Origin of the sequence: Roseateles puraquae, from assembly GCF_002205845.1 — a bacterium.
Taxonomy (GTDB): domain Bacteria; phylum Pseudomonadota; class Gammaproteobacteria; order Burkholderiales; family Burkholderiaceae_C; genus Pelomonas; species Pelomonas puraquae.
In genome coordinates this window covers 589,853-616,723 of sequence record NZ_NISI01000002.1, presented here as the reverse complement: position 1 = coordinate 616,723, position 26,871 = coordinate 589,853, and the positions used below count along the sequence as shown (strand labels likewise).

Annotated in this window: 32 protein-coding genes and 1 riboswitch; of the genes, 15 read left to right on the top strand and 17 right to left on the bottom strand. The window is 62.4% G+C overall.

Going from position 1 to position 26,871, the window contains the following annotated elements; all coding sequences use genetic code 11:
• Nucleotides 1-2 precede the first annotated feature (2 nt).
• The 4 genes from CDO81_RS09875 to CDO81_RS28035 form a co-directional block, all read right to left on the bottom strand.
• Nucleotides 3-1,358, bottom strand: coding sequence for a carbohydrate porin (locus CDO81_RS09875; RefSeq protein ID WP_158218226.1), 1,356 nt, complete (start codon nt 1,356-1,358; stop codon nt 3-5).
• Between the two features lie 130 nt (nt 1,359-1,488).
• Entirely contained in the window at nt 1,489-3,162 is a 1,674-nt protein-coding gene (locus tag CDO81_RS09870) for an Nramp family divalent metal transporter (RefSeq protein WP_088483000.1), read from the bottom strand.
• Nucleotides 3,163-3,184: 22 nt separating this feature from the next.
• The gene (locus CDO81_RS28040) at nt 3,185-3,322 is read right to left on the bottom strand and encodes a hypothetical protein (protein ID WP_158218225.1); all 138 of its coding nucleotides are present in this window, start codon (nt 3,320-3,322) and stop codon (nt 3,185-3,187) included.
• Between the two features lie 172 nt (nt 3,323-3,494).
• Nucleotides 3,495-3,665, bottom strand: coding sequence for a hypothetical protein (locus tag CDO81_RS28035; protein WP_158218224.1), 171 nt, complete (start codon nt 3,663-3,665; stop codon nt 3,495-3,497).
• 315 nt (nt 3,666-3,980) lie between these two features.
• Here CDO81_RS28035 and CDO81_RS09865 point away from each other — a divergent pair, with 315 nt between their 5' ends.
• Nucleotides 3,981-4,250, top strand: coding sequence for a metal-sensing transcriptional repressor (locus CDO81_RS09865; protein WP_088482999.1), 270 nt, complete (start codon nt 3,981-3,983; stop codon nt 4,248-4,250).
• A 77-nt stretch (nt 4,251-4,327) separates the two neighbouring features.
• Here the strand turns inward: CDO81_RS09865 and CDO81_RS09860 are convergent, their stop codons facing one another.
• Nucleotides 4,328-4,906: a TMEM165/GDT1 family protein gene (locus tag CDO81_RS09860; RefSeq protein WP_088482998.1), complete on the bottom strand. Its 579-nt coding sequence runs from the start codon at nt 4,904-4,906 to the stop codon at nt 4,328-4,330.
• Nucleotide 4,907: 1 nt separating this feature from the next.
• Nucleotides 4,908-5,083: riboswitch (yybP-ykoY riboswitch) on the bottom strand.
• Between the two features lie 45 nt (nt 5,084-5,128).
• The gene (locus tag CDO81_RS09855) at nt 5,129-5,410 is read right to left on the bottom strand and encodes a metal/formaldehyde-sensitive transcriptional repressor (RefSeq protein WP_088482997.1); all 282 of its coding nucleotides are present in this window, start codon (nt 5,408-5,410) and stop codon (nt 5,129-5,131) included.
• An 85-nt stretch (nt 5,411-5,495) separates the two neighbouring features.
• On the opposite strand from CDO81_RS09855, the gene CDO81_RS09850 reads away from it, so the two are divergent.
• Nucleotides 5,496-6,584 carry a nickel/cobalt efflux protein RcnA gene (locus tag CDO81_RS09850; protein ID WP_088482996.1) on the top strand — a complete coding sequence of 363 codons (1,089 nt, stop codon included), beginning with the start codon at nt 5,496-5,498 and terminating at the stop codon, nt 6,582-6,584.
• A gap of 256 nt (nt 6,585-6,840) precedes the next feature.
• Here CDO81_RS09850 and CDO81_RS09845 read toward each other — a convergent pair whose 3' ends face one another.
• Nucleotides 6,841-7,566: an SOS response-associated peptidase gene (locus CDO81_RS09845; protein WP_088482995.1), complete on the bottom strand. Its 726-nt coding sequence runs from the start codon at nt 7,564-7,566 to the stop codon at nt 6,841-6,843.
• Between the two features lie 716 nt (nt 7,567-8,282).
• Between CDO81_RS09845 and CDO81_RS29110 the strand changes: the two genes are divergently transcribed.
• Nucleotides 8,283-8,411, top strand: a complete 129-nt coding sequence (locus tag CDO81_RS29110) for a hypothetical protein (protein WP_277596089.1) — start codon at nt 8,283-8,285, stop codon at nt 8,409-8,411.
• A gap of 138 nt (nt 8,412-8,549) precedes the next feature.
• Nucleotides 8,550-8,783 carry a hypothetical protein gene (locus tag CDO81_RS09835; protein WP_088482993.1) on the top strand — a complete coding sequence of 78 codons (234 nt, stop codon included), beginning with the start codon at nt 8,550-8,552 and terminating at the stop codon, nt 8,781-8,783.
• A 459-nt stretch (nt 8,784-9,242) separates the two neighbouring features.
• Here the strand turns inward: CDO81_RS09835 and CDO81_RS29105 are convergent, their stop codons facing one another.
• Nucleotides 9,243-10,799 (bottom strand): methyl-accepting chemotaxis protein, encoded by a 1,557-nt coding sequence (locus CDO81_RS29105; protein WP_088482992.1) that lies wholly within the window; start codon nt 10,797-10,799, stop codon nt 9,243-9,245.
• 714 nt (nt 10,800-11,513) lie between these two features.
• Between CDO81_RS29105 and CDO81_RS09825 the strand changes: the two genes are divergently transcribed.
• Together CDO81_RS09825 and CDO81_RS09820 are read left to right on the top strand one after the other, a co-directional pair.
• A complete protein-coding gene (locus CDO81_RS09825; RefSeq protein ID WP_144397188.1) occupies nt 11,514-12,206 on the top strand; it encodes a hypothetical protein in 693 nt (230 codons plus the stop codon).
• A 238-nt stretch (nt 12,207-12,444) separates the two neighbouring features.
• Nucleotides 12,445-12,738 (top strand): helix-turn-helix domain-containing protein, encoded by a 294-nt coding sequence (locus CDO81_RS09820; protein ID WP_088482990.1) that lies wholly within the window; start codon nt 12,445-12,447, stop codon nt 12,736-12,738.
• 18 nt (nt 12,739-12,756) lie between these two features.
• Here CDO81_RS09820 and CDO81_RS09815 read toward each other — a convergent pair whose 3' ends face one another.
• Both CDO81_RS09815 and CDO81_RS09810 read right to left on the bottom strand, forming a co-directional pair.
• Nucleotides 12,757-13,056 (bottom strand): BPSL0761 family protein, encoded by a 300-nt coding sequence (locus CDO81_RS09815; protein WP_088482989.1) that lies wholly within the window; start codon nt 13,054-13,056, stop codon nt 12,757-12,759.
• Nucleotides 13,057-13,063: 7 nt separating this feature from the next.
• Nucleotides 13,064-13,441 (bottom strand): helix-turn-helix domain-containing protein, encoded by a 378-nt coding sequence (locus CDO81_RS09810; RefSeq protein WP_088482988.1) that lies wholly within the window; start codon nt 13,439-13,441, stop codon nt 13,064-13,066.
• A 135-nt stretch (nt 13,442-13,576) separates the two neighbouring features.
• Between CDO81_RS09810 and CDO81_RS09805 the strand changes: the two genes are divergently transcribed.
• From CDO81_RS09805 to CDO81_RS27555, 3 genes are read left to right on the top strand one after another with little or no spacing between them, the layout of a single operon-like run.
• Complete coding sequence (locus CDO81_RS09805) at nt 13,577-14,086, top strand: hypothetical protein (RefSeq protein WP_088482987.1); 510 nt, start codon at nt 13,577-13,579, stop codon at nt 14,084-14,086.
• A complete protein-coding gene (locus tag CDO81_RS09800; protein ID WP_144397187.1) occupies nt 14,083-14,487 on the top strand; it encodes a hypothetical protein in 405 nt (134 codons plus the stop codon). The genes CDO81_RS09805 and CDO81_RS09800 overlap by 4 nt, the downstream gene beginning before the upstream one ends.
• Nucleotides 14,488-14,492: 5 nt before the next feature.
• Nucleotides 14,493-14,876: a hypothetical protein gene (locus tag CDO81_RS27555; protein ID WP_144397186.1), complete on the top strand. Its 384-nt coding sequence runs from the start codon at nt 14,493-14,495 to the stop codon at nt 14,874-14,876.
• Between the two features lie 78 nt (nt 14,877-14,954).
• On the opposite strand, the gene CDO81_RS29265 is transcribed toward CDO81_RS27555, so the two are convergent.
• The 7 genes from CDO81_RS29265 to CDO81_RS09775 form a co-directional block, all read right to left on the bottom strand.
• Complete coding sequence (locus CDO81_RS29265; RefSeq protein WP_088483053.1) at nt 14,955-15,362, bottom strand: ATP-binding protein; 408 nt, start codon at nt 15,360-15,362, stop codon at nt 14,955-14,957.
• 468 nt (nt 15,363-15,830) lie between these two features.
• A complete protein-coding gene (locus tag CDO81_RS28030) occupies nt 15,831-16,262 on the bottom strand; it encodes a hypothetical protein (protein WP_158218223.1) in 432 nt (143 codons plus the stop codon).
• The gene (locus CDO81_RS27550; protein ID WP_158218222.1) at nt 16,246-18,330 is read right to left on the bottom strand and encodes a hypothetical protein; all 2,085 of its coding nucleotides are present in this window, start codon (nt 18,328-18,330) and stop codon (nt 16,246-16,248) included. The genes CDO81_RS28030 and CDO81_RS27550 overlap by 17 nt, the downstream gene beginning before the upstream one ends.
• Complete coding sequence (locus CDO81_RS27545) at nt 18,294-19,964, bottom strand: site-specific integrase (RefSeq protein WP_144397184.1); 1,671 nt, start codon at nt 19,962-19,964, stop codon at nt 18,294-18,296. Before CDO81_RS27545 ends, CDO81_RS27550 begins: the two co-directional genes overlap by 37 nt.
• A complete protein-coding gene (locus CDO81_RS09785; RefSeq protein ID WP_144397183.1) occupies nt 19,954-21,216 on the bottom strand; it encodes a site-specific integrase in 1,263 nt (420 codons plus the stop codon). The genes CDO81_RS27545 and CDO81_RS09785 overlap by 11 nt, the downstream gene beginning before the upstream one ends.
• A gap of 114 nt (nt 21,217-21,330) precedes the next feature.
• Nucleotides 21,331-21,615, bottom strand: coding sequence for a DMT family transporter (locus CDO81_RS09780; protein ID WP_088482983.1), 285 nt, complete (start codon nt 21,613-21,615; stop codon nt 21,331-21,333).
• Nucleotides 21,615-22,244 carry a LysE family transporter gene (locus tag CDO81_RS09775; RefSeq protein ID WP_088482982.1) on the bottom strand — a complete coding sequence of 210 codons (630 nt, stop codon included), beginning with the start codon at nt 22,242-22,244 and terminating at the stop codon, nt 21,615-21,617. Before CDO81_RS09775 ends, CDO81_RS09780 begins: the two co-directional genes overlap by 1 nt.
• 98 nt (nt 22,245-22,342) lie before the next feature.
• Between CDO81_RS09775 and CDO81_RS28025 the strand changes: the two genes are divergently transcribed.
• The 6 genes from CDO81_RS28025 to CDO81_RS09745 all read left to right on the top strand — a co-directional run bounded on the left by CDO81_RS28025 (nt 22,343) and on the right by CDO81_RS09745 (nt 26,861).
• Nucleotides 22,343-23,047: a hypothetical protein gene (locus tag CDO81_RS28025; protein WP_158218221.1), complete on the top strand. Its 705-nt coding sequence runs from the start codon at nt 22,343-22,345 to the stop codon at nt 23,045-23,047.
• Between the two features lie 13 nt (nt 23,048-23,060).
• Nucleotides 23,061-24,425: a DNA repair protein RadA gene (radA, locus tag CDO81_RS09765; RefSeq protein ID WP_088482981.1), complete on the top strand. Its 1,365-nt coding sequence runs from the start codon at nt 23,061-23,063 to the stop codon at nt 24,423-24,425.
• An 87-nt stretch (nt 24,426-24,512) separates the two neighbouring features.
• A complete protein-coding gene (locus CDO81_RS09760; protein ID WP_088482980.1) occupies nt 24,513-24,944 on the top strand; it encodes a hypothetical protein in 432 nt (143 codons plus the stop codon).
• Nucleotide 24,945: 1 nt separating this feature from the next.
• On the top strand, nt 24,946-25,356 hold the full coding sequence (locus CDO81_RS09755; RefSeq protein WP_088482979.1) for a VOC family protein: 411 nt from the start codon (nt 24,946-24,948) through the stop codon (nt 25,354-25,356).
• A 149-nt stretch (nt 25,357-25,505) separates the two neighbouring features.
• Nucleotides 25,506-25,892: a hypothetical protein gene (locus CDO81_RS09750; RefSeq protein WP_088482978.1), complete on the top strand. Its 387-nt coding sequence runs from the start codon at nt 25,506-25,508 to the stop codon at nt 25,890-25,892.
• Between the two features lie 36 nt (nt 25,893-25,928).
• Complete coding sequence (locus CDO81_RS09745) at nt 25,929-26,861, top strand: branched-chain amino acid transaminase (protein ID WP_088482977.1); 933 nt, start codon at nt 25,929-25,931, stop codon at nt 26,859-26,861.
• Nucleotides 26,862-26,871 lie beyond the last annotated feature (10 nt).

Sequence of the window (26,871 nt, the reverse complement as noted above, 5' to 3'; positions counted from 1 at the left end):
GATCAGTACTCCGCATGCAGACGCAATGCAAAGACCGAGACCGGTCCACGGTCCGTGTTGTAGGCCGGGTTGCGCACATGTTGGTAGTCGCCGGTCACGGACACGAAGCGCCCGAGCGGAACCCTGTAGTAGGCCTCCAGGATCTGTTCGTTTGCATAGTGCGGCAGCCTGCCGTCCCCGACCAGGAGGCCCACCCCGCCGGCCGCAAAGAACTGCCGTGCCGGGCTCGACAAGCTGTTCGACGCCAAGGCCACGCCCAGCGTGTGCTCCGGCTGTTGCCAAAGGCCGCCTTGGACCTGCAGGCCTGCCGCGATCGAGCGGTTGATGTCGGTGAAGTCAAAGGCCTCGGTGCGGCCGTCGTTCCAGCTGTAGCGAACGAAGGCGCCGATGCCCTCGGCCACTTCCTGCTCGGCGTTGAAGGCCAGGCCATGCTTGCGGCGGAAGCTACGCAGCGGCGCCAGGTCCGTCGGCATCTGGCCGGTGGCTTGTGCCTGGCTTAGCGCGTCGGCATAGCTCGCCATGCGCGCCTCGGTGGCGAAGCCCAGCAGGCGCACCGCGCCCGAGCGGCCCATCCAGCTGTAACGGCGCTCGGCCTCGATCAGCCATTGGCGTTGACCGAACTTGCCATCCAAGGTTTCGCCGTTCGGCATCTTGGACATCGCATAGATGCCGCCTCGCAGCGACCAATCGCCCCTCACCCACTCGACGGTTGCGCCCGAGCTGAAGCCCCAGGAGTCGGCGGCGTAGTCGAATGCGCCCCCGTCGATGATGGACCAGCTCAGGAAGTCCGCCCGCGGATCATGGGCGTAGCGGTTGCTGTCGAACAGATCGACGACCGAAATCTTGCCCAGCGTCAGCGTGAGCCGATCATCAGGACGCGTGCCCGCCAGCTGGTTGGCACCGGACTCGACTTCGCTGGCGCCATCGCCCAGCGCGATGGTCTGGCGCAGGAAGGCACGGGGCAGGCGGCCGTAGACGCTGTCGTGGCCGACCTTGTAAGCATCGCCGCTGGTGAAGCCGGCGACGCCCAGGGTGCCGGCCAGACCGTAGCCTTGGTCGAACTCAGGGTTGACATAGAACTCGCCGCCCTTCCAGAGCCGCAGGCCGAGGAAGAGCGTGACGTCTACGGTCTCCTTGGCACTTTCGTGCGGCGGCAGGCTGTTCGGACCTACGTAGGGCGAGTTGAAGCCGCCATGCCGCTGGGTCGTGTTGGTCGCCTGCACATGCCAGTTCCAGTCCTCCCGGTTCGCACCCTCCGTGGCCAGTGCAGCGGGGGCAAGGTTTGCATCCTGCCTCTGCGCCCGCACCGGCATCGTCAGACCAATCCCGAGAAGTGCAGAGGCCAGCCAGGCCAGCACGCCGACCCGGCGCGGCGTCGTGTTGGACAGATGTTTGATCATCATTTCTTCAATTCAAAATTTTTTTGTGGCAAATCTCTGCGGACTGCGAGAGTCCGCATCGGGCGTGAATCACCGCTGAGTGCGTGAGTCAGGCCGGGGCAAAGGCCAGTTGCAGGACGCGCACGGCAACCATCGCGACTGCCAGCACCAGATAAAAGCGCAGCACCCCCATCCAGAGCCGCGTTGATGGAGTGAGCCGGGCCGGCTTCAGCAGATGCAGAGGCGGCATACGCCACTGCTCCATCTGCCGCGTGCTGAAGTCCCGCCCATGGTGCTGCGGCCGGGGCCTGACGGCCGCGCGATAGGCCCGCGTGGCCAAGGTCGCCAGGCCGATCAGCGTGGCCAGCAGGCCGCCGCCGACCAGGATCGTGACGATCTGGTCCTCGCCGATGTCGGGGAAGATGACTGCGGCCGTCAGCACGGTCGACAGAATCACCAGCACCGCCACCACGGCGGACGTGAAGGCGTTGGTCCAGCGGCCATTGACCCACGGGCCCAGCACCTGGCGGTCGTTGCACAGCAGCAGCAGGAAGACCGAGGCGCTGGGCAGCAGCACGCCGGCCAGGGTCTGCACCGCGTTGGTCAGCAGCCCGAGCGGGACGCCGGGCAGCAGTACCAGGGCTGCGGCCAGCACGATCAGCCCGCAGTAGACGAGATAAAAGCCCTTGGCCTCGCTAGGCTTGCGATGCAGGGAATGATTCACCGACAGCACGTCACCCACTGCGTAGGCAGTGGACAGCGACACCGCCGCTGCGCCGATCACGCTGGCATCGATCAACGCAAGAGCAAACAGCGTTCCGGCTCCATGGCCGTGGTACTGACCCAGGCCCCTGGCGACGCCCAGAGCGTCGGTGTATTGGCTGAATTCTGGCTTGCCAGCAAAGCAATGGGCCACGAGACTGATCAAGGCGACCGCCCCCAGCACCACCAGCACGATGCCCAGCCAAAGGTCGAGACGCTCGTAGCGGATGAAGCGAGGCGTGATGCGCTTGTCGATCACATAGCTCTGCTGGAAAAACAGCTGCCACGGCGCGATCGTCGTGCCCACGATGCCGATGATGAGCAACATCACGTCGCTGAGCTTGCCCTCCTTGGGCATCCGCACCGTACTGAAGTCGTGCACCAACTGTCCCATCGGGGGATGCACCATGACGAACAGTGGCAACAACAAGAGGCTGCCCAGCACCAGGATCAGCGCAAAGCGCTCGAATCGACGGAAGTCTCCGGTGCTCGCCGCCATCATGACCAACACCGCGGCGATGCCGACGCCCGGGATCCGCGGAATGCCCAGATAGTCCAGGCCGAGCGCGATGCCGATGAACTCGGTGACGATGGTCAACGCATTCAGCAGGAACAGATCGACGACGCTGAAGGCGCCCCAGAACTTGCCGAAGCGCTCGAGGATCAGGCGCGCGTGGCCCACCCCCGTCACCGCGCCCAGGCGCAGCACCATTTCCTGGTTCACATAGAGCACCGGGATCAGCAGCGCGAGCGTCCAGAGCAAGGTGGTGCCGTAGTTCTGCCCCACCTGTGCATAGGTTGAGAACGCTCCCGCGTCGTTGTCCCCGACCATCACGATGAGGCCCGGCCCCAGGATGGCCAGCAGCGTCTTGAGGCGTCGCAACAGGCCGCGCTCGTGGCTGGCTTCACCGAGCTTGATGGTTCCGAGCGCGCCTCGGATGTTGCCGACATGCGCCGTATCCAGTGCTGCGCCGGCGTGCGGCGGCACAGGCGCCGCGTTGAGCAGGTTTGTGGAATTCATGGGAATCCTCCTCGCGGCGCGTTCAGCGCTCTGCACCGGGGCCGGCGACGAGCAAGCCGAAGGCCTGATGCTGCGGGTGCTGGACTGCCGGGCGAAGAGCACGCCGGAGCAGGCGGCCCATGAAGCTGGCTGCTGCCAGCGAGCGGAACTTGAGGGTCATCGGTATCTCCTGCGGCAGGCGCGGAGACACCGTCGTCGCGCTCAGGCGAGAGCAGTCCTCCACGGCTTTGCCGGGTTGTGAAAACAAGTGGAAAGTGCAAGACGAGGTGGCGCGCAGCGGCGCCAACTAGGGTCGGGGTCCATGGCAGCTCCTGGGTTAGAGGGGTTGGAGTTCAGCCGGGCCTGCGCAGGGCGCAGCGCAGCCGCAGAGTGGGCCAGGCGGTTAGCCGGTCCAGCGCCGCCACGCGCTCGGCAAGGCCGAGATGGCGGGCCTGGGGGCGGCGCAGCGTCGTGACCGGGCACGACGGCATATACACGGGATCGGCAGGAATAGGTTTGCGCATCACGGCTCTCCTGGACGTTGGAGGCGTGCTGCGGACGGTGAGCGACCATGGGACGCCCTGGCCAATAGGCCACTGCCTCGCCATGAGGCGATTCGCGAACTGGAGGGATAGCGAGGGCTACGGCCTGCGAGGCCAGCAGCCCGGAGCGGGCGTCAGAAGGCCTGGCAGGCGGCGGCCATCACGGCACGCACGGAATCGCTGCAACAACTGGCACTGTCCACGCACTGGGCTCCGAAGTGGGAATGCCGAAATTGTTGCATTGCAAAATCAACCATGTCAACGAAATTTCCTATCCTCCCGGATAGGATGCGAATCATGACGATTCACACTACGCATCCCGATGTACTCAAGCGCCTCAAGCGGGCTCAGGGGCATCTGAAGAGCATCGTCACCATGCTGGAGGAGGAGCGCAGCTGCCTCGACATCGCCCAGCAACTGCAGGCCGTGGAGAGCGCGATCACCAATGCCAAGCGGGCATTGATTCACGACCACATCGACCATTGCCTGGACAAGGCCGTGCACGAGGGCAAGCAAAGCGCCCGGGACGCCATCCAGGAGTTCAAGGCCATCTCGAAGTACCTCTGATGGCGCTTCGATCGCTGCTTCGGCATCGACGCCAGTTCAGAAACTGTGCTGGCACTCAAGGGCGCTTGGGGAGCACTTCAGAAGCCGAGGCCTGATCCCGCGCCCAGAAGCGTCGCGACGCCCAGCACGGCGAAGATTCCCGCAGCGATGGTGTGCACCAGCTTCATCGGAATGCGGTTCGCAAGCTTGTCGCCGATGAACACGGCCGGCACGTCCGCCAGGAGCATGCCCAGTGTCGTTCCGACGACCACCCAGACCGGGTTGGCATAGTGAGCCGCCAGAGCCACGGTGGCGATCTGCGTCTTGTCGCCCATCTCGGCCAGGAAGAAGGTCATCAGCGTCGCGCCGAAGACGCCGAAGCGCTTGGCAACCTGCGTCTCTTCCTCCTCGATCTTGTCGGGGATCAGGGTCCAGATGGCCATGCCGATGAACGAGGCCCCCAGCACCCAGCGGAGGATTTCAGGGGAGACTGCTGAGGTGATCCAGGCACCCAAGGCGCCGGCGAACCCGTGATTCACGATGGTGGCGCACAGGATGCCGGCAATGATGGGCCACGGCTTCTTGAACCGTGCGGCCAGGATGAAGGCGAGGAGTTGGGTCTTGTCGCCAATCTCGGCGAGAGCGACGACACCAGTTGAGACGAAGAGTGCTTCCACGAATGTTCCACGGCCGGCTCACAGACGAATGACCACATCGCTTCCCCGGCCAGTGCGGAGGCGAAGTGGTCAAAGGTCTTGCCAGGTCGGGAAACTGCTGACGCCACGGCCTGCGGGCCAAGTGTGTTGACGTCAGCCTCTTCGAGCGAAGAGCGGCTACTCCCCAATGACGGCGGGATTATCGCTTGACGTTGGACTCAAGGAGCCCGGAGCAGGTCAGCGCTACTTCAGGTAGGTGCGAAGCACGGAGACGACTTCTTCGATTTCTTCCTGACGCTGCTCGGGCGTGATGTGCTCTGCCGCCACATGCTCGCGCAGATGGCCTTCCAGAACTTCTGCCATCAAGCCTGCAACCGCTCCTCGGATGGCTGCGATCTGCTGCAGCACCTTGCCGCAATCCAGGTCCTCCCCGGCCTCGATGAGGCGTTCGAGGCCGTCAGCCTGGCCTTTGATGCGGCGCACGCGTGCAAGAAGACTCTTTTGACCGGTGACTGTGTGGGACATGGACTGACTTTATCAGGGTACTGGGGTAGAGTACCTAAAGGTACTGGGGTGGAGTACCAGAAGCACTCATCAACAGGCGTATTTCATGACCGACTTCGCATCCCTTCTGCAGCAAGGCAATGCCTGGCTCTTCGTGCCCAGCGCCATCTTGCTCGGCGCGCTTCATGGCCTGGAGCCTGGTCATTCAAAGACCATGATGGCCGCCTTCATCGTGGCCATCCGCGGCACGCTGACGCAGGCCGTTCTGCTGGGGCTGTCGGCGACGGTGTCCCACACCGCCGTCGTCTGGCTGGTCGCGCTCGCTGGCCTCTACTTCGGCCGCCACTGGAACGCCGAGGCCACGGAGCCGTATTTCCAGGTGGCCTCTGCCGTACTCATCGTCGGCGTTGCGGCCTGGATGCTGTGGCGCACCTGGCGCGACCAGCATTGGCATGGACATGACCATGACCACCCTCATGATCATGACGAGCCGAAGCGGGTCGACACGGGTCACGGAACGGTCCGGCTGGAAGTCTTCGAGACCGGCGTGCCGCCGCGATTTCGCCTCCATACCGAGAGCGGCCATCACTGGTCGGCCAGCGAGGTTGAGGTCACGACAACCCGTCCTGACGGGGCCAGCCAGACGTTCCGCTTCTCAGCGGGCAACGGCTATCTGGAGTCCATCGAGGAGATTCCTGAGCCGCATGAATTCGAAGCGCGGCTGAGCCTGGTACACGAAGGCCATCGCCACGACTTCGACCTGGCGTTCACCGAGCACGGGCATGACCATGAGGGGCTCGACGTTGGCGACCAGGATTACCAGGATGCGCACGAGCGGGCACATGCCAACGACATCAAGCGTCGATTTGCCAACCGCGAGGTCACGACGCCGCAGATCATCATCTTCGGTCTCACCGGCGGCCTCATTCCGTGCCCGGCCTCGATCACGGTCCTGTTGCTGTGTCTGCAGTTGAAGCAGTTCACGCTAGGCGCCGCGCTGGTGCTGTGTTTCAGCATCGGACTGGCGCTGACGATGGTGGCGTCCGGTGCAATGGCTGCCCTCAGCATCAAGCACGTGTCGAAGCGCTGGAGCGGGTTCGGCGAGTTTGCGCGCAAGGCTCCGTACTTCTCTGGCGCGTTGATCCTACTTGTTGGCCTTTACGTTGGCTTCGAAGGTGCCCGCCAACTCGTCTGACCCGGGCCCCGTCAACGACCGGTTTTGGTGACTGCTGCCGCTCAGGTATCGACAGGCGAACGACTCAGATCAGCCTTAAGCGGCCGTCGCACCGCTAGTTGCCGGATTTGCAGCGGCCCCGGTCGCTAAGCGTTGCGCCGTACGACCGGTTCCCGGCCCATTCCGTTAATCGAGGCGTCGGCCGGATCCGTCTGCCGAGGGAGGGAAAAGCAGCTGCTCGAAGCATGGAACGGCCGCTCAATCCGACCTGCAAGCCCTACTTCTTGAGGGCCGCCAGCGCATGGTCCGTCCGAACTGCATCCGCCAGGTCGAACTCCCCGACCGGCGGCGGCACAACGAGCTGCAGTGCCTCTTCGACCGTGCCCCGTAGCCACTGCTCCCAGCTGAACGGCGCGACGTTCACGAGCGACCGCTTGTCCTGCTTGTCGGCCGGCAGCTCCGGGTCAGGCTTGTGCAGACGGTTGAGCAGCGGGTGGCTGTCGCAGTTGGTCGTGATCATGGTGAAGTTCGGCACGATCTCACCGGTCTTGGGGTCGGTCCACTCCGACCACAGCCCAGCGAGCATCCACGGGTCGCCGTCGGCTCGTTTGAGCTGCCACCAGATGTTCTTGCCCGTCTCCCAGTTCGGTTCCTGGTACCAGCTGGCCGGCACCAGGCAGCGCCGGCCAGCTCGCCAGGCGTCGCGGAACGTCGGCCGCGTGGACACGGTTTCAATCCGCGCGTTGTTCGTCGAGCGCGGCCGGCCGCGCTTGCCCGGGACTTTGTTGGGCAGGAAGTCCAGCCGGTCGGGCTGGCCTGGCCGGATCAGGCCCCACTGCCCCACCTGGCCGACCACCTCCGCACCGCTCGCGCGGAAGTAGAGGCCGTTCTGGTTAGGTCCAACCGTGCGCAGCTCGTAGTCAGGAACCATCCAGCGTGCCGCATGGCGCGCGATGAAGGTGGCCACGTCGCCCTTGGGCGACACGTTGTACAGGTTGCACATCGCTTCATCCTATTCGCGAGTGCAGCCTGGCGCGGAGTCCCTCGCCCAGGCGGGCTCTCGATACCTGGAGGCCTCAGACCCAGCAACAGGTCGGCAGAACCAAGCCTGGCGGCATGTGCGAGCGCCGATGCCGTCGTGCACGACCTCGGTCCCGGCCAGCCCGAATCCCCGCTCGTCCATCGCCGCAGTCAGCGGCTATGGAGGCGAGCAATATCGCCTGGCCTCCGAGCAGGCGGGCTTTGATGGGCACCTGGTCAAGCCTGTCAGCAGGTCAGCCATCGAAGCGCTGATCCAAGGGCTTGAGGCCACCTGAGAACCGTGCCCGTCCGGCCAGAGCACGCGACGGTGCGGCTTCAGCCTGGTACTCGCGCTCGGTATCATCTCGACCGTGAACAAGCTGCTCGCTCTGCTCATCGTGCTCGTCGGCTGCCTGGCCTATGTCGGTCAGTCCTCAGCGAATTCGAAGGCGCGATACAGCGATTGCTGCGTGCATGGATGCCACGGCATGGTTCACTGTGCCTCAGACGCTTGCCAGAGTTGCGCAGCACCGCACTCAGCCCCGATGGGCGGCACTACGCCCAAGATCAGGCTGGCTGCGAAGGCCTGGCTGATAGCGAGTGTCGACTTCGCTCCCGGCGCTGCCGAGGTTCCATGGCGCCCTCCAGACTAGGTGCGGGACTGCTCCATCACCTACGTTCAACCTAAGAGGACCTCTCATGAAATCCACGATCGTCAAATCCACCGCCGCGCTGCTGATGCTCAGCGCCTCGGCTGCTGTCTTTGCTGCGCAGTCCTGCTGCGGCGATGTCGCCTGCTGTCTTCAGCAGCTGCTCTGCTGCTTCTAAAGCCTGACGCCCTCACGGAGGCCGGCGCTTGCGCCGGCCTTTTTGTTTGAGCCGGGCATCCGCCTTGCTCTGGCTGCATCGTCGGTCTTCCCGCTGCGCGCCTTTGCGCAGGAGGCCGCTTCTGCAGAAAGGGCTGGCATGAATCCCCAGACGATCGTGACCTCAGCGGTGCTGGTGCTGGCGCTGACCGGCCTGGGCGGCCTTGTGATGCTGGGCGTGAGACTGCGCGGCGCGGTAATCCCGGATTGGCTGGCCATGGCGCACGGCTTCATCGCTGCGGCGGCGGTGGCACTGCTGATCTATGCAGCGATCTTCATCGGTCTGCCGGTTGCTGTCCACCTAGAGAGCGGCGCCGTCGGACCACCCAAATAGACCAACCGCCGACAGCCATCGACTTGGCCGTCACCGCACGTCAACCTGACTTTGCTGCACGCTTACGGGCAATCTCGAAAGCAGCCATATCCAGGGAGGACGGCCGCCGTCGCACCAGCAGATGCCGCGCAGCGGACCGGGTTTGCTCCAGGGCTTCGCTGAGTTGAACAAACGTTGCCACAGGAATTCTTTCGGTATGCGCGACTGACCGGGAATCAAGCGAGCGAGCTGAACTGCAAAGCCGTTCAGCATCGCTCAGCATGGAAGCTACCAGCTGAGCGAGACGATCGTAGTGCTTCGGGTCGATCGGCTCTGAGTTCAAGCTAAGCCTGCTACAGAGGCAATTGAGCGCATCAACGACATCTTGGAGAGCGTCAATAGTCGTTTGGGCAGTTTTGTGATCCAAGGTACGTACCAATTGCTGCCGGCCGGACTCAGCCGCTTCTGTGCATCGCGGACTTAGGCGTGCGCCACTTTAAATACGCTCACCGCATCCGCGAGCTTGTTTGCCTGCTGCTGTAGGCTTTCCGCCGCTGCTGCACTCTCCTCCACAAGCGCCGCATTCTGCTGCGTCACCTGATCAAGTTGAGTCACCGCGTGACCCACCTGAGTGATGCCGCGCGACTGCTCGTCAGTGGCGTTCGCGATCTCCGAGATGAGGTCCGTGACATGCCGCACGCGTGTCACGATGCCCTGCATCGAAGTGCCAGCCTCGTCAACTTGCCGCATGCCGGCCTCGACCTTCTCAACGCTTGTTCCGATCAGCGATTTGATCTCTTTGGCCGCGTCCGCCGCCCGATGCGCCAGGCTGCGCACTTCACCGGCTACCACCGCAAACCCGCGGCCCTGCTCGCCGGCACGCGCTGCTTCGACCGCAGCGTTGAGCGCCAGGATGTTTGTCTGAAAGGCAATGCCGTCAATGACGCCGATGATGTCGGCGACCTTTTGCGAGGCGGTGGAGATCTCCTGCATTGTTGTGACAACAGCGCCCACAGCGTCACCCCCCTGGACTGCCGCCGATGACGCCTCCTGAGCCAAGCTATTTGCCTGCCTGGCCGTATCCGCGTTGTTGCGAACGGTGCTGGCGAGCTCCTCCATGGAGGCCGCGGTTTCTTGGAGGTTGCTTGCTTGAGCTTCTGTCCGCTGGCTGAGGTCCTGGTTGCCTGTAGCAATCTGTGAAGAGCCGGTTGCGATGCTGTCGCTGCTGTTGCGAACCTGGCTCACGATTCGGGTCAGGCTGTCGTTCATGTTGCCCAGTGCGCGCATCAGCTGCGCTGTCTCGTCGCGCCCTTGAACAGTAATGCTGGAGGTGAGATCTCCCTCCGCGACAGCTGAGGCTACTTCGACGGCGCGGTGCAGCGGGCGCGTGATCGTGCGGGTGATGCCGACTGCAAATGAGATGCCAGCCACCAGTGAAATCGCAACCACCACTGCGTAGACCATCATGACGGAGCTGTACGTGGCTGCAGCTGACTTGCCACTTGCAGCCGCCCCTTGAGCGTTGAGTTGTACGGCCTTCTCGATCGTGTGGAGCACGGCTGCGAATGAGCTAGCGGCTTCCCCTGCCGCAAGATGCCGGGCATCTTGGAAGCTTTCTTCCCCCTTGCTCGAAAGATCCATGAGCGCTCGATCCTGGACCAGGTACGCCGCCCATTGCGACTTGATCTGTTGAAGCAACTCCGCTTCGGCAGGCGAGGACACGAGCTTTTCGTAGCCCGCCAAGATTTCGGGAATCGCCTTGTTCACGACCTCGGCGTGCAGGGCCGCCTGCTGGTCCTTACCTGCCTTGGATTCTTCGAGCAGGTGCCTGAGCGAGGTGCGGCGAGCGGTGTTCGCTTCCGAGCGAAGGTTGCCGAGTTCGCGAACGCTCGGCAGCCAGTCGTCCGCAAGCTCAACGACCTCCGTGTTGATGCGATACGTTTCATACGCGCCGACCCCCGCAACGCCGCAGAGCATGGCCAGGACAAGCCCGAAGCCAAGAGCTAGACGGGACCCGATCTTGAGGTTGATGAACATGTGGCGCCTTAAGGTTGCTGCGCGACGAACCGCCCCGCAAATTGCTAGATTTGCCACGTTACCGAGTAGGCGATATCAGTTCAACACTTCCACCGAAGGCGGTCATTCGATTGAGGAAATCTTGCACGGGCGAACAGCTGACGACAGGCACGCGCAAGCTAACCGTCTAATCAGATGGCCTCTGGATCGCTCGTTTTCCGTCCGAGGGCGGTCCACCTCAACTTCGCAGGCGGCCACTTAAACTCGATCTTCCTGCTGGGCAAGGAGTCCAAGGCGGCGACCGACTGGATGGCCAGTGCGCACGGCTGCTGATCAGGATCTCTTTGGGCCTGGGCCAGCAGCTACAGATGGGCAGATGGCGATATTGAGGGCACGCGGTCCCGCGCCCTCCAATCAAAGCTGATCGCCGATTTGAGGATGCACCGAAAGCGGACTGGATTGCGATAGACGCGGAGCCTCGCTTTCACCGCGGCGACCAGCGGCTGAATGGCGGACGGTGGGACCGGCGACACGCTGCTGAGGTTGGCCGAGCACACCTAGAATTTGGCGTGTGATACATCCAGAGGGGCAGCCCTTGGTACAACGTCCGTCCATTCCGCCTTCAGGCAATCGCCCGCAGACGTTCACGCCTAAGCCCAACGGAGGCGTGACGTCGCCGGCGATCATTCCGCGCTCGCCCCCGCCGCCGCCCCCCGCACCAGCGCCAAAGTGAGCGTGGGTCATCTCGATTCGGCGCGGCAGCGTCTGAAGTTCACTCGGGAGCGGATCAAACTGTCCACGATGCCAGCGACGGCTCCTGTCCCGGCTGTCGATACGGCAGAGTGTGGCAAGGCCCCCTTTGTTCCGGGCGACCAGAGCGAGAAACTGTTGGCCGACTTCACGGCAGAGGTGCGCAAACGCCAGGTTTCCGCCTCCGAGAACTTCGACAAGTCGGTCCTCACCCTGTCCACGAGCGGCCTCGCCGTCTCACTGGCATTCTTGAAGGATTTCATCCCCATCGGGCAGGCGATGGGTGCGTGGATGCTCTATGCCTCGTGGGGGCTCCTGACGGCCGCCACGGTGATCACCATGTTGTCCTTTCTGGCCAGCATGCGGGCGCAGGAGTTCCAACAGGCTATTGCCGAGGGCCACTACCGACGCGGAGAGGCTCACGACAAACCCAATCCTTGGGACCAGTTTGTGATCTGGATGAACCGCGCCTCCGGCGCCAGCTTCATCGCTGGCGTCTCGTTGACCACCTTGTTTGTCGCGATCAACCTGCAAAGGGCCCATGAAGTGAAGAATCTTGCGCAACCTTCCAACACTGTTCCCGATCGTCGCGGCCTACCGTCGCCAGGCATCGTGCCCAGCGCCCCAATTCGGCCCGCGCCGCCGCCGCCATCGGCGCCAGCGCCTCAGCCCAAGTAGCCAGGCATCTCATCTACCGCGAGCTCGGGCTCCAGCATCCGGTTTCGACGCCGCGCCACGCACTCACGGCGGAAAACCGCTAGGGTTGGTAGTCGCGAGACGGCCGGCGCGTCCTAACGTCACGGCACTCCAGCCGACACTCGGTAGCTGGTCCCCGCCAAGGCGACCAGCTTGATGGCGTTTTCCCATATTTCGAAATCTCTCTGATCCTGCGCGGTTGCATAGGCAACCGCGCAGGATGAGAAGCCCGCTTCACAACGAGAAATACGCTTTCCTGCTGGAAGAGCTCCAGGAACTGAGGAAGCGCAAAGGCTGGAATCAGCGCGCGTTGGCGGCCGAACTCGGCATTGGCCAGGACCTAGTCAGCCGCGCCGAGTCGGGGAAGCGGCGCCTAGACGTGTTCGAACTGGCACTGTGGTGCCAAGCCTGCGGGACGACCCTCGAGAGATTCGTGAAGCGCCTGGACAAGCGCATCCGTAGCAACCAGCTTCCAGGCCTGTTGCGGCCTGACGACGTCGAAGACAACCATTGACCGGGCGGCGGTGCCCTCTCAAGCGAAGTGCCTGAGCACGACGGTCAGGCTGTACCTGCGCTGATCGGTGCTGGACGGGTGGCTGCGCACGCGCATGAAGAACCATCGGGCCTCCGATAGGACTCTGACGAACTCGTCCTGGAGAGCTGCAAGGCCGTCGGCATCGGTCTGCTGTAGGCGAACCAACGGCGGGTAGTCATTGAGCAAGCTCGTCGCCTCGCTTCGCCAGGCCGGGGGCAAGGCTTCGTCTTGCGCGAGCTCGGTCAGAGTCTCGCGTCCCCAGATCAAGTTGCGCTGTCGCTCTTCCGGTGTCGTCATCTCGGGGTCAGCCCTTGGGCTCCTTGCGGATGCGAGCCGGCACGACGGCAGCCTTCTCTCTCGGAATGGCTTGAAGGAGTTGTTGCAAGGCGCCGCGGGGGCGCCGCTCACCTGGCTTGACGCGCAGGCGCAGCTTCTCCAGCTCGCGAAGCTCAGCATCGAGTTCCCGCACGAAGCGCAGGAACTTGTAGTCCAGCGCGTCGAGCCACTGGCGAAGTTCGATGATGTCGAGGGTGGTCTCACCGCATTCGACGTAGCTCACCCATCCCTGGCTGCGGCCCAGCAGCTTGCCGAGGTCGGCCTGACGGAGCTGGCGGGACTCCCGCAGCTGGCGGAGCTTGTCCAGGTAGATCTTGTTGTGGCGGCTGTGCAGACTTTTGAACATGGGGATCTCTCAGCTTCGCACCGTAGCTGACCCGTCGCCATATCAAGAATTTGGATATGACGAAGCTGTCAGAACAATTCGTTTGAGTTCAACAATCGAGCCCGTGAGCCCAGCACTGTTCACGGCAACAACGACATGTTCGTTTCCCAGCCGGAATTCGAGTTTCCGTTTCCTCCCGGACTGACCCATCCAGGCAGCCAGCATTGGCGCGTCGTCGAACTGACCCTGCATGCACCCTGGTTCCTCCTGTCGGTGGAAATCGCCGACGGCGAACACCCGGACTGCCGCATCACTCGTACGCTTTGCATTGCCTGGGATACCGACCTGGCTGAACTGGTCAGCACGATGGAACCAAACCGGGTGAAAGGCATCGTCTGCATGATGCCGGCGTGGCAGTCGGCAACGGGACAATGGACATCGCGAGAGATCAGCGAGGTATGGCGCTGCAGGTCGGCCACCGGCCACAGCATCGCGCTGGTGGACACGGCCGGTGAAAGGTTCGACGGTGGCATGGTGTCGGACCATGAGCAGCCGATCGAGCGAGACCTCGTTTTGCGCATTGAGCCGACAAAGCAACGGCAGCGCCATCGCACCATCCCCAGCCGGCGCACGCGGCGCGCCAAAGCCCGGAAGGTCAGCGCGTGAACGAGGCAGATCCGGGCAGCACAGGCATCACTTTCGTCAACGTTCGAGACGCGCCGGCGGCTCAAGACGAGCCGAGCATGGAGGTCTATTCCTGGCGCCTGATCAAGGCACCGTCCGGCGAGCTTCACCTCGGCACGCTCAGAGACCCCAAGCGCGGTCGTGCCGTCGTGCGCCTTACGTCGGCCCTGGCTGCGTTCGACATGGCTGCTAGAGCGGTCACGACGGCATCGGGCCGCCGCTATTTGCTCATGGGGCCTCCCGAAAGCCGCTCCCTGGAGTGCATGGCGATTCGCAACGGCGCGGCCCAGCTTGGTCTGGCGGCTGGCATCGACATCAGCGCACAGCTCTGGGCGCAGATGCACGAAGCCAGCGGAGGCGGCGAAGGCAACAGCCGAGGTTGAGCGCGATGAAGGACCTGGATATTCGCTTGTGGGACAGAAGCTGGACAGCAGAGGAGATGTCGCGACATGACGGCCTGCCAGGGTGCATCGAGATGTCAGGAGGCAAACTCTGCCTTGATGAAGAGCAACGCCTGGCACTGCTCGGTGCGCTGCTCGAACACGTCGGAACCGCGTGCGCGGTCCGACTAGGACCCATCAACGCATGGGTCGATGCGATCGAGCAGCGGCTGGAAGACCTGGCGTGGGACGGTATGCCCGCGGTTGGCGATGAGCAGTTTTGGCGCCCGGCGACCCAGCGCTTATCGTTTCGCCGGCAACTGGAGCTGAGGGCAGCTGTGAAGCAGCTCTATGAGCGTTCACGCCAACGTCGCCCACGGCGGCATCGCTGACGCTGCCACGTTCAACCTCAAGGCAGTGAGACAATTGCCCTCGCACTCATCTGGACGACGAAGGCTCAACTGCGATGCCTACCCTAACGTTTGGACTGCTTGCGCATGGATTCGCCCTTCAGCATCCGCGCCTTTGCCAACTGCCCCCCTGAGCTTTGGCAGGCTTCCATCGGCGCGACATACTTCAAACTCCTCATGCAGCTTGCTGAAGCGTCGGTACAGCACTGGCATGCCTTTGCGAATGGCCTGATGCCCAAGGGCACAGGTCAACCAGGTCTTCCCCACAGCCGTAGGGCCTGTAACGACGAGGTGCTGCTTACCGATCCAGTCACAGTTGAGCCGATTGCTGAACTTCCTCTTGTTCAGCCCACGCTCTGCTCGGAAGTCGACATCCTCTGGAGTGGCCGACACCTTAAGCCGCGACAACTTGAGCAGCCGGGCCATGCGGCCGCTCTCGCGCCGAGAGATTTCGGCGTCGACGAGCATGGAAAACCTGTCCTCGAAGGGCAGATCCTGAATGCTGCTGCACGCGCCCAGGCAGGTTCTGCCGGTTGATGCCCCGTGGCGATGCCAGCGTTTTTTCTTTTGCGCGGGCAGCTGTTCGCGCCGCGCTGTGATCAGCTGGTCTGCCGCACGTCGAGAACGACCTCGTGCACACGGAGTTCAAGGTGAGTTGGTCTGACGCGTCCTGAGCAACGGCGGCAGTGCTGACAGCAGCAGCCTGGACGGAGATCGCGAAGGCCGGGGCCAACGACCTGAGCTGGTCATGCAAGGCGTGTCCCTTGGCGCAGGTGGCAAAGGCGACCAGACGCAAAGAGTCAGCCAGTCCACGATCTATGCCTGGCGCAAGCGCTTCAGCCGGCTCGGGATGGCTGCGGACTATATTGAACGACGCGGCGAGCCCGTACGTCGTCGAGCGACCTGGCCCGCCATGCTCGTTTTCCCGTCTGACCGCTAGGTCGGCGGAAACTCTTTCACCTCCCCCGAGAACTTCGCGAGTCTCGTTCGAAGGTCACTGTTCTCTTGGAGTAGTTCTAGCACGGCCCGCTGGGCGCTCAGCAACTGCGATTGCGCGTCGTCCCTTTCAGCCCTCAAGACCTTCCTATCCCGATCCGCTGTCAATCTCTCAGACTTTGCCTGGGCCTTTAACTGGCGTCCCGATGGTCCGTCTGCCTCGGCAGCTGCCTTGATGTACTCCTGAATCTTTTGAATCAGACTCGGAAATCGCGACTTTTTAAGAGCCGAAGGGTCGAGCCCCGCCTCTTTTGCAATATTGTTTTGGCTGACTTTTGACCCAACCGGCAGAAGCGTTGGCTTCCCAGCCTTTAAGCGCTCAAACGCTTCAGTGAAGCGGCCCTCGGCGCTATTCTTATTCTGCGATGACATTCAGATAGTTCTCGAGTGCGGTGCGTTCATGGGCAAGCGCCTTGTGCCTGGGTGTGCCCGGAGGCAGCGTAGAAATCTCGAGTTCTAACTCCTGCAACTCCTCGGTGATTGAAACTTCCTTTTCGCGATCGAAAAGCACTTCAGAGCAGGGCTTCCCGGTCTCTCCACCTCCGCAGTGCGCAACGGATTCGATGCCTCCGTACTGACAGTCACTCTGAGAAGTGCACGCGCCGAGCCGAATTAGGCGAAAGAACACCTGGCCATTCCCGCCAGCCTTCGCGAGTGCCTTCGCATCCTTCTTGGCAATCAAGTCGACGACATCTTCCCTTATTCGCTCGAATCCAAGTGGGGACACGTACCTGTCTGATTGCAACCCCTTCGCCTCTTCCGCCCTCACTTCGTACATAGAGGTAATCACAACTTTCGTGGCCACTTCATTGATCCGGAGCCTGCCCCTGCCGCGCCCGTAGTACCGGCTCATGCTTGCAGCAGAATGTTTCATGAGAAATTGAACGCTACTGTCACTCAAGAGCTCTGATGCAAACATGTTGACGGCTGAAGTTCGACGCAATTGATGCCAACCAAGAGGCCACACCTTCCCCACTGAGAAATCATCATCTTCATCGAGCCAAGGCGTGAACATTAATGCAATGCGCCTATCTTCTTGAGTTATCCGCAATTGTTCAGGATCAAATAGCCGAGGAAAGTATTCGAGCGTTCTTAAATAGCCAGAAGTTTGGGGCAGAATCGAATAACGTACAGAACGATCAGTTGCGTTGCCAAAAGGCTCGAAGACGCGATGAAAGAGATACGGATCTGCACGGTCAGCATCAGTCACGTTGACCTCCGGATGAGCGGCTGCGCATCTCATCCTCAGTTGAGCAATACTCGTTCCGACTTCAATAGCTACCACGGCACTGGGGCTAGTCGGCCACCGCGCATCGCTGTCCGTGGTGGTCTTAGTAGTCTCACCGCAGATCATGGGGATCCTGCCGAGCGGATCGTCCTCCCACAGCAAGCAGCTTGTACGAAGTGATGCTGCTTCGCCTTTCCGTTGAACCGTAAAATTCAAAATGTATGCGTAACTGACTCTCTGGCAAAGAGTCAAATATTGACTGAAGTCTGATACTGTCAGCTTCGTCTCATTCCCAATTCGCGCCACCCACTTTTCCAACAACTCTCGTAGGCCATAGCGGCTTGCCACGTCGACAAATTTTCCACAACACAGCGTCAGATTATTTGCATGCGCTGACTGCGGCTGGTTTGAAAATGGCTTCTTACTCGGGGATTTATTGCCCGTCAAGATCATGGCCCGCTCAAGCGAGCCGTGGATTTGTGCGTACGCATCAACACAATAGTTAAAGCAAGCCTCGATCGCCGCCCTATGCGACATGTAATCATCCAGACACTCCTTCAAGCGCCCAACTTGATAGGACCAGATTCTTGGCGGAATGTACGGCGTCTGCTTTCTATCGTGGCTGCAAGCTATTTCAGCCAGAGTTTGAATTCTCGAAGAATCGAGTAAAACGATGCCCAAATCTTCCCGACTATCCCATAGCCTATGAAGCAATAGCGGCAAACTCTCCAAACTGCTATCCTTTTGCACCTTCTTGAGCGCATCAAGGACCTTGGGAAAGCGCATCAAGTCGGTTGCCAATATTCCGTTCCGGGAAGCCACAACAAACAACGGACGGATCGTTGTGAAGTAGTAGGTCAAAGTCGACGGTTTGTTTGCCGCAAACTTACCCCAAATAAACCACGCCATTACGAGCTTTAGCAACTCGGCGTTACCTTTATCGATAATCGCGGCTCTAGATCCCTTTTGCCCCCCGGTGAAGTTAAGCTTATACGGCGAGCCAACCCAATAAGTAAAATCCCAAATGTCTTCGCCGTAAAAAGAAACGGGAGTCAGCGTGGAATCTAAACTGACAGGCCAGTCAACCGGCGGTGGCCATTTTGGCGGTCGATAGCTCACACAATCCGGCCCAACGCCCGGTACGGCCCAAGCCAAGCTCAGCTCCTGCAGCATCTTCATCGCGAGTTGAATTGGTGAATCAAACGTTTCCATGAAGGGTGGTAATTGCCTTCTTCGACGCGCACATGGGCTTCTTCTACCCAGGCAAGGCGTGCTGGATTGGACTCAGCGAACCATTTGAGCTTGGCTCGAATGCGGCCCATGGAAAGCTCGGCTGCGGTTGGCTGGCCACCTTGGGATGGGTGACGGCGGTTCATCTCGTACTCTTTGAGCAGCCCGAAGCACACGAGCGCCCACACGTAATCGAAGTCGTCAACGTCTCTGTGGTGCGAACACCATAGACAGCCGGAAGGGCGAATGCAGTCAGGCTGTGGCGCCGATATTGGAATGCCTTTGACCGGCTCGGGTTGACCATCGCACTTCCCGGGTGCTATCGGGGTGGTCATGCTGAGCGCAGGGTCATGCTTGGACCAAAAGCGGAGAACCTCAACACCTGCACGTTGCTGACTTGGACGGTCGTAGACCTCCAGCAATGTCTCGCGCGTGTGCTGGGCCATCTCTGCCGTCAAGTCGGGGTCCGAGCTCCTCCGAAGCAGCCAATTCACGCGCGTGTTACGGAGTTCCCTAGGCGAAACGAACGTCAAGCCAAGGGAGGGACACTTCTTCTTGATACGCCAAGTTGGCCTATCAGATTCAAGCCCGCCCCCAGTTCGCACAAATGGAAAGAGCATTTGAGAATCTGGAAAAAGCTCATCGCGCCATTTGAGATATCGCTCAAAATGCGGACGATATTCCTTGAAGATCTCAAATAGCACAGGGCCTTTCCGACGCGGCTTGTATTCTCGAACCAGATAGCCATCGATGTGCGATGCATATTGAAACCGCGACAATCGCATGCGCAGCGCCTGTGTGCAGTTTATCCCTGTTTGACCAATAAACATGAGAAGCTCTGCCTCTATCCGGAGATTTACCAGCGGATATCGAATTCTCAGACTTTTGTCAGCCTCATAGATTTCAAACGTCCGTTGAAAATGCTTCTCATGCCATCCACACCAATGCAGCCATACCCCTCCAGATCGCAGGTCAATTTGTACTGGGAGGCCCCTATTCATAATACTATCCACGGTCAGTGCGCCGCAAATATCAGCCAAGAAATGCCCAAATTCGAATGTTTCAGTCAGCGATTGCTTCTCAGCCTTCACTCCAACTGCGGTGCGATGCAACCTTTTGGGCTTCAATCGTGTTGCGGTGACTAGCGGAGATGAGCGCTCAAGCACTTGATCCAAGATCTTGGAGATAGATGCCGCAAACTGATATGCCGAATCCGGGGAGAGGTCTTTGACAACTTGATGTCGATGGACTAGGCAATCGGCCCAGTGCAAAAATGTCTTTTCCACGGATTGCATGTCGAAAGGCAGACCAACCCTATCCACGTACGCCACAAAGTTGCGAGCTCGAGATATTGCAATACCCACCGAGGTCTTTGAAATCCCGCTCGCGATCTGCCCGAGGAAGAAGCGATGAAACGCCTGCACTACCGGAAGCCTAGACATGATTGGTGGGCCAGCGGAGCGCGCCGCAATTTGTGCAGCGGCTTCACGGACCCCCAAACCACTATTCCCACGGTATAGCATCCCGGTCAAGTCCCACGGCGTGGCCATCGCAGCAAACTCCACCCCCGGAAAGGTCAAGTCAGGGATCAAGCCGGAGGGGCCTTCACGGTTCACGTCCGCCCCACTTTTCCTCGACCCCGGTAAAGAGCCTGCTGTATTCGCTAGAGAGTTCTTGCTTAGCCTTCGAGTTTTCAATGAATTTGATATAGCGCATCGTGGTCGCTTCGGATTTATGGAGCATTGCACTGCGAACAAAATCAAGCGCATTCGTGGCACTCATTACACCGAGTAACATTCTCATGAGCTGAGTACCGAAAGTCGCCCGCGTTTGGTGGAATCTGAAGGAATCCATAAATTGCAGACCTTGCCGAATGGCCTCGGCGCGCATTTTTTCGACCAGCCGATCAACCGTGTTAACTGAATATCGTTTCGCTCGCCGCGTCAAAAACAATATATTCTTATCTTTGTCATCCGCTCGCGCTTCTCTCTTGAGTCTTTCCGTACTCTCGCTGTAGGCCACAAGCCGGAGCAACAATTCTGTTGGGACCATTAGATCGCCACTGACATCGAACTTCGTTTTCACACTTGTTCCGGGTCCTATCCGAATTAGGTGTATGTCTTTAAGCTGCGGATCTGGCCTAGCAGCGCGAAGGTTTCTTTTTCCAAGTGTCGTTATCGTTCCAATCCGAGCGCCTGTATACAGGCCAATGAGCAACATCAAAGCGAGCTCAGTCGTCTGATTACTCTTTAGGTAGGCAAAGAGCGCCCTGACATCTGTCGCGGACAGAGGATAAAGCCCGTCCTCAAGAGAATTACCAACGCGCCTCCGCATCGGAATATGAAGATCCGTGGACGCGCGCGCCATACTCCGACCAAATCCAACCGAGTCGACGTATCGAACAACGACTCGTCGCTCTTCCCACATCGGCACCTGTGTAGACACCAAATTTTTCGACTGCGCGAATCTGTAGAAGAGAATCACGGCAGACATTCGGGCAGTGGCAGTAGTTATTGCGAGCTCGCCCATTTCAACCTTCCGCAATAGACAGCCACGAAACTTGATCAGTGCGCGCTCGTCAACACGCATAGGAAATTGACGCCAATCCAGTTCGTTCTCTTCGAGAAAATTGGCGTACGAAAGTACGTGCCGCATCTTGGTAAGGATCGTCTGTTCGACGGCACGAGGCTTAACGAACTCGTCCAGCGCCCACAGATTCGGCTCGGCCCAGCCCCTGCCGCCGTTCCAAAATATCTGCGGAAGGCGTGGTATGGACTTCCTTTGGACGGCTCGAGTCCATTCAGACGGACCAGAGTCAGCTGCTGCAAATTGCCAGGGTTCGAATAAGCAAAGGTCTAAGCGAGCCAAGACACCCTCCCATGGAAAGAGGCGCGTGTGGCTTAAACACAGTCAAGACGAGAGCAGCAGCCTCACACTTCCATGTCCATGGTTGTGTTAATGGAAGTGTGCGTCCATGAGGGTTTATTCGCAGGTAATGGACCAGTAGTTGCCGGCGTACTGGATGACGCCGGTGGCCATCGCAAAGCCGTGCGCCTGGAGCGGCAGCTTCAGCGACTGGCCCTGCCAGCGCGCGAAGGCGGCCAGCAGCGCAGCCGAGATCAGGAAGCGCCAGCCCACGGAGGTGAGCGCCGGCACCGGCGAGGCCAGTTGGTAAAGGATGACGTGCCAGGTGCTCGCCCAGATCGCCACCGGGGCCAGGAAGAGCAGCCAGGTGGGGATGCGACGGGTCGTCTTGTCGCCTGGCATCAGGCGGCGCGCTTGAAGCTGGCCAGCAGCACGCCGGCCGTCACGAACAGCGAGCCGAACACGCGATTGAGCGTCTTGATGTGGCTCTCGCTCTTCAGTGCCGCCAGCACACGTGCGGCGAGCGCGGTGTAGCCGCCCATCACGACGAGGTCGGTGAAGGCCAGCGTGGCGCCGATGACGAGGTATTGCGGTGCCAGCGGGGCTTGCAGGTTCAGGAACTGCGGCACCACGGCCAGCAGGAAGACCGTGCCCTTGGGGTTGACCGCATTGATGCCCCAGCCGCGCAACACCAGTTGCTGCCGTGTGACCGGCACACCGGCATCGCCCGCCGCAGCCAGCGGCTTGGCAGGCGCGCGCCACTGCTGAATACCCAGCCAGATCAGGTAGGCCACGCCCGCCCACTTGATGACGGCAAAGGCGGTCTCGGACGCGGCAATCAGCGCCCCCAGCCCGGCACTCACGAACAGCACCTGGGTCAGGATGCCCAGGATCAGGCCGAAGGTCATGAAGTAACCGCGCTTGAAGCCATGGCTCAGGCCGGCGCTCATGGCGGCCACCGCGCCCGCGCCCGGCGACAGGCTGATCGCCCAGCAGGCAGCGAAGAGGGTCAACCAGGTGGCGAATTCCATGCGGGGCTCCGGAGCGTTTACAGCAAAGCTCGCCAGTGTGCCCGAGGCGCCTGCGGGGCGCCGGTCGTCATGCCGGTGGCCGGGCCAGAATCGTGGGCATGAGCGCCACCCCCTCCCTCTACCGTGAAGGCCTGCGCACGCGCGAGTGGCTCAAGCGCCACCGCTGGCTGCGGCTGCATGTGACGCTCATCGCGCTGTGCTGCCTCGGCTGCCTGTGGCTCAGCGGCGCGCTGCTGCGGGTGGCGGGCGCGGAGTCGCTGGCGCTGCGCTTCGGGCTGAGCCTGGGGGTGACCTACTTGCTCTACCTGGGCCTGCTGCGGCTGTGGGCCGCCTATCTGTTGAGCCGCAGCGAGGGCGATGCGGCCGATGTGGTGGACGTGGTGGACCTGGGGCTGGACATCGCGAGCACGGGCGCACGGGCCGGTGGCCATGCATTGGATGTAGTGGACCTGGCCGCGGGCGCGGACGAAGGCGCCGTGGTGCTGCTGCCGATCGCCGCGGTGGTGGCCGTGGTGCTGGCGCTGGCGGCGGTGCTCGGCCTGGGCCTGACGCTGCTGTTCGGGGTGGAGGTGCTGCTGGCGGTGTCGGTGGAGGTCGCGCTGGCGGCGCTGGCCGGCGGCATCGCGTGGCGGCACCAACGGCAGTTCGCGCGCGACGGCTGGCTGCGCTGCGCGCTGCAGCACACCTGGGTCGGCGCGCTGCTGATGATCGCGCTGGGCGTGGGCCTGGGCGCCGCGCTGGACCGCTGGGTGCCGCAGGCCGAGTCGCTGCCGCATGCGGTGCGGCTGTGGCGCGCGCACTGACGACAATGGCCGCATGGCCACAAGCAAAAGCATCTACACCTGCACCGAGTGCGGCGGCACCAACGCCAAATGGCTGGGCAAATGCCCGCACTGCGGCGCCTGGAACACCCTGACCGAAACCGCCGCCGAACCCGCGGGCGGTGGCAAGAACCGCTACCAGGCCCTGGCCAAGAGCCAGCCGGTGGCCACCCTCAGCGAGATCGAGGCCAGTGACTACGACCGCACCCCCACCGGCCAGGAAGAGCTGGACCGCGTGCTGGGCGGCGGCATCGTGGCCGGCGGCGTGGTGCTGATCGGCGGCGACCCGGGCATCGGCAAGTCCACCCTGCTGCTGCAGGCGGTGGAGTCGCTGTCGCAAACCGTCAAGGTGCTGTATGTGACCGGCGAGGAAAGCGGCGCCCAGGTCGCCATGCGCTCGCGCCGGCTGGGCCTGGCGGGGGACAAGGTGCGGGTGCTGGCCGAGATCGGGCTGGAGAAGATCCTGGCCACCATCGAGGCCGAGCAGCCCGACTTCTGCGTCATCGACTCCATCCAGACGCTCTACTCGGAGCAGCTGACCTCGGCCCCGGGCTCGGTCGCGCAGGTGCGCGAATGCGCGGCGCAGCTCACCCGCACCGCCAAGGCGCGTGGCTGCGCGATGGTGCTGGTGGGCCACGTCACCAAGGAAGGCGCGCTGGCCGGGCCGCGGGTGCTGGAGCACATCGTCGACACGGTGCTGTACTTCGAGGGCGACACGCACAGCAGTTTCCGCCTGGTGCGGGCCATCAAGAACCGCTTTGGGGCGGTCAACGAGATCGGCGTGTTCGCCATGACCGAGAAGGGCCTGAAGGGCGTGGCCAACCCGAGCGCCATCTTCCTGAGCACCCACACCGAGCCGGTGCCGGGCAGCTGCGTGCTGGTCACGCTGGAGGGCACGCGGCCGCTGCTGGTGGAGCTGCAGGCGCTGGTCGACAGCGGCGGCGTCAGCCCGCGGCGGCTGTCGGTCGGCCTGGACCGCGACCGCCTGGCCATGCTGCTGGCCGTGCTGCACCGCCATGCCGGGGTGGCCACGGGCGACCAGGACGTGTTCGTCAACGCCGTGGGCGGCGTGCGCATCACCGAGCCGGCAGCCGACCTGGCCGTGCTGCTGGCCATCCAGAGCTCGCTGCGCGGCCGGGCCCTGCCCAAGGGCTTCATCGCCTTTGGCGAAATCGGCCTGGCCGGCGAGGTGCGCCCGGCACCCCGCGGACAGGAGCGGCTGAAGGAAGCCGCCAAGCTGGGGTTCAGCGTGGCCGTGGTGCCCAAGGCCAATGCGCCCAAGAAGCCGATCGAGGGGCTGACCATCCATGCCATCGAGCGGGTGGAGCAGGCCATCGAGGTGCTGCGCGGCCTGAGCTGACGCTGCGCTGAATCGGCACATCAGGGATATCTCATGCCTCTGCAGCGAAACTCTGCTTAGGATGTCACCCATTCAGGAGGAGCACCCATGGCCAACCCGGAAGACCTCAGGCAGCACAAACGCATCGACTTTCTTGCCGCCCAGCATGACGCCGACTCCTTGCCCGGCTGGGTGTTCAAGCCGGTGCAGTTCAGCCATGGCCCCGCCGGCCTGGTGCTGAACATGAGCGACGGCGGCCTGCAGGTGCTGACCAGCGCCAACGAGCCCCTGACCGAAGCCAAGTACGAAGTCGTGCTGCTGCTCGGCCGCTCCGACGTCGATGACGAGGAGGAGCAGGTGTCCTGGTTCAACGGCGTCGTGGAGCGCAAATGGTCGCGCCCGGTGCCGCGCATGGGCATCCTGCATGGCATGTGCTTCACGGCGCGCAATTCCACCGCCGAGCAGTTCCTCAAGGGGCACCAGATGGAGCTGGAGAACGGCCACTGGGTGCGCTGCGTGCTGCTGAAGGTGCCTGGCTGACATGGACCACGTCGGGCGCCTGCTCGACCATGTGCACCTGCGCGTGCGCGACCTGGCGGCCAGCCGGCGCTTCTACCGCGCTGCGCTTGAGGCCCTGGGGCGCCTTGATGCCCTGGGCGAGGCGCCCGGCTGCTTCTTCGCCGACGAGCTCTACGTGGACGCCGCCGACCCGGGCGCCCCGGTGTCGCGGGTGCACCTCGCCTTCCAGGCCGGCAGCCCAGACGAAGTCCAGCGCTTCCATGCCCTGACCCTGGCCGCCGGCGGCCGCGACAACGGCGCCCCGGGCCCACGGCACTACCACGCGGGCTACTACGGCGCCTTCGTGCTCGACCCCGACGGCAACAACATCGAGGCCGTCTACCACGGCCCCACCCGCCGCTCGGCCGAGAGCGTGGAGATCACCCGGCTCTGAACCATGGCAGGATGCGCGCCGCCCCACGCACCGCCCGCCCTGGTTGAACCCATGATCCTGTTGCCCCGACCGCCGGCCGCCTTCGGCCTGCCGACCCGCTGCGCCGCACCTGGCGGCCCGCACCCCGCGTCGCATGCGGAGCGCATGCCATGAACCCCTGGATTGGCATCGGCCTGGCGCTGCTGGCGCTGTTCCTGGGTGGCGCGCTGCTGGGCGTGTACGGCGTGATCTTCGCCGTGACCGGCATCGTGTTCTGGCTGCTGCTGCAGATGTCGCGCCTGATGCGCCTCATGCGGGTGGCGGGCGCGGCGCCCATGGGCTCGGTGGTGAACGCCGTCATGCTCAGCAGCAAGCTGCACGCCGGCATGAAGCTCGTGGACCTGATCAAGCTCACCGGCAGCCTGGGCGTCAAGGCGGGCGAAGAGACTTTCGTGTGGCGTGACGCCGGCGGCGACGCGGTGGAGGTGGTGCTGCGCAAAGGCAAGCTCGCCGAATGGCGTCTGGTACGCGCAGACGGGGCGCCGGCCACTCCGTAAAATCGCGGGCTTTCTTCACCCGCCCCTGGAGCAACGATGGTTCCCGCCCCCCTGCACGACCGCGACGGCAAGATCTGGATGGATGGCGAGCTCGTCGACTGGCGCGACGCCAAGATCCACGTGCTGACCCACACCCTGCATTACGGCTGCGGCGCCTTCGAGGGCGTGCGCGCCTACGACACGGTCAACGGCACCGCCATCTTCCGCCTGCAGGAGCACACGCAGCGCCTGTTCAACAGCGGCAAGATCCTGCGCATGAAGATCCCCTTCTCCATCGAGCAGGTGAACGAGGCCCAGCGCGCCGTGGTGAAGGCCAACAACCTCAAGAGCGCCTACATCCGCCCGCTGATCTGGATCGGCTCCGAGAAGCTCGGCGTGAGCCCCAAGGGCAACACCGTGCACCTGATGGTGGCCGCCTGGCACTGGGGCGCCTACCTGGGCGAAGAAGGCCTGAAGCGCGGCATCCGCGTCAAGACCAGCTCCTACACCCGCCACCACGTCAACATCACCATGACGCAGGCCAAGACGGTGTCCAACTACACCAACTCCATCCTGGCCAACATGGAAGCCACCGACGACGGCTACGACGAGGCCCTGCTGCTGGACGCCTCGGGCTTCGTGTCGGAAGGCGCGGGCGAGAACCTCTTCGTCATCAAGAACGGTGTGGTGTACACGCCCGACCTGTCGGCTGGCGCGCTCAACGGCATCACCCGCAACACCATCTTCGCGATCTGCCAGGACCTGGGCCTGAAGCTGGTTGAGAAGCGCATCACCCGCGACGAGGTCTACATCGCCGACGAGGCCTTCTTCACCGGCACGGCCGCTGAAGTCACGCCGATCCGCGAGCTGGACCGCGTCGAGATCGGCAGCGGCTCACGCGGCCCGATCACCGAGAAGATCCAGTCGGCCTTCTTCGACATCGTCAACGGCCGCAACCCCAAATACGCCGAATGGCTTACCGCAGTTTGAGAACAAGACC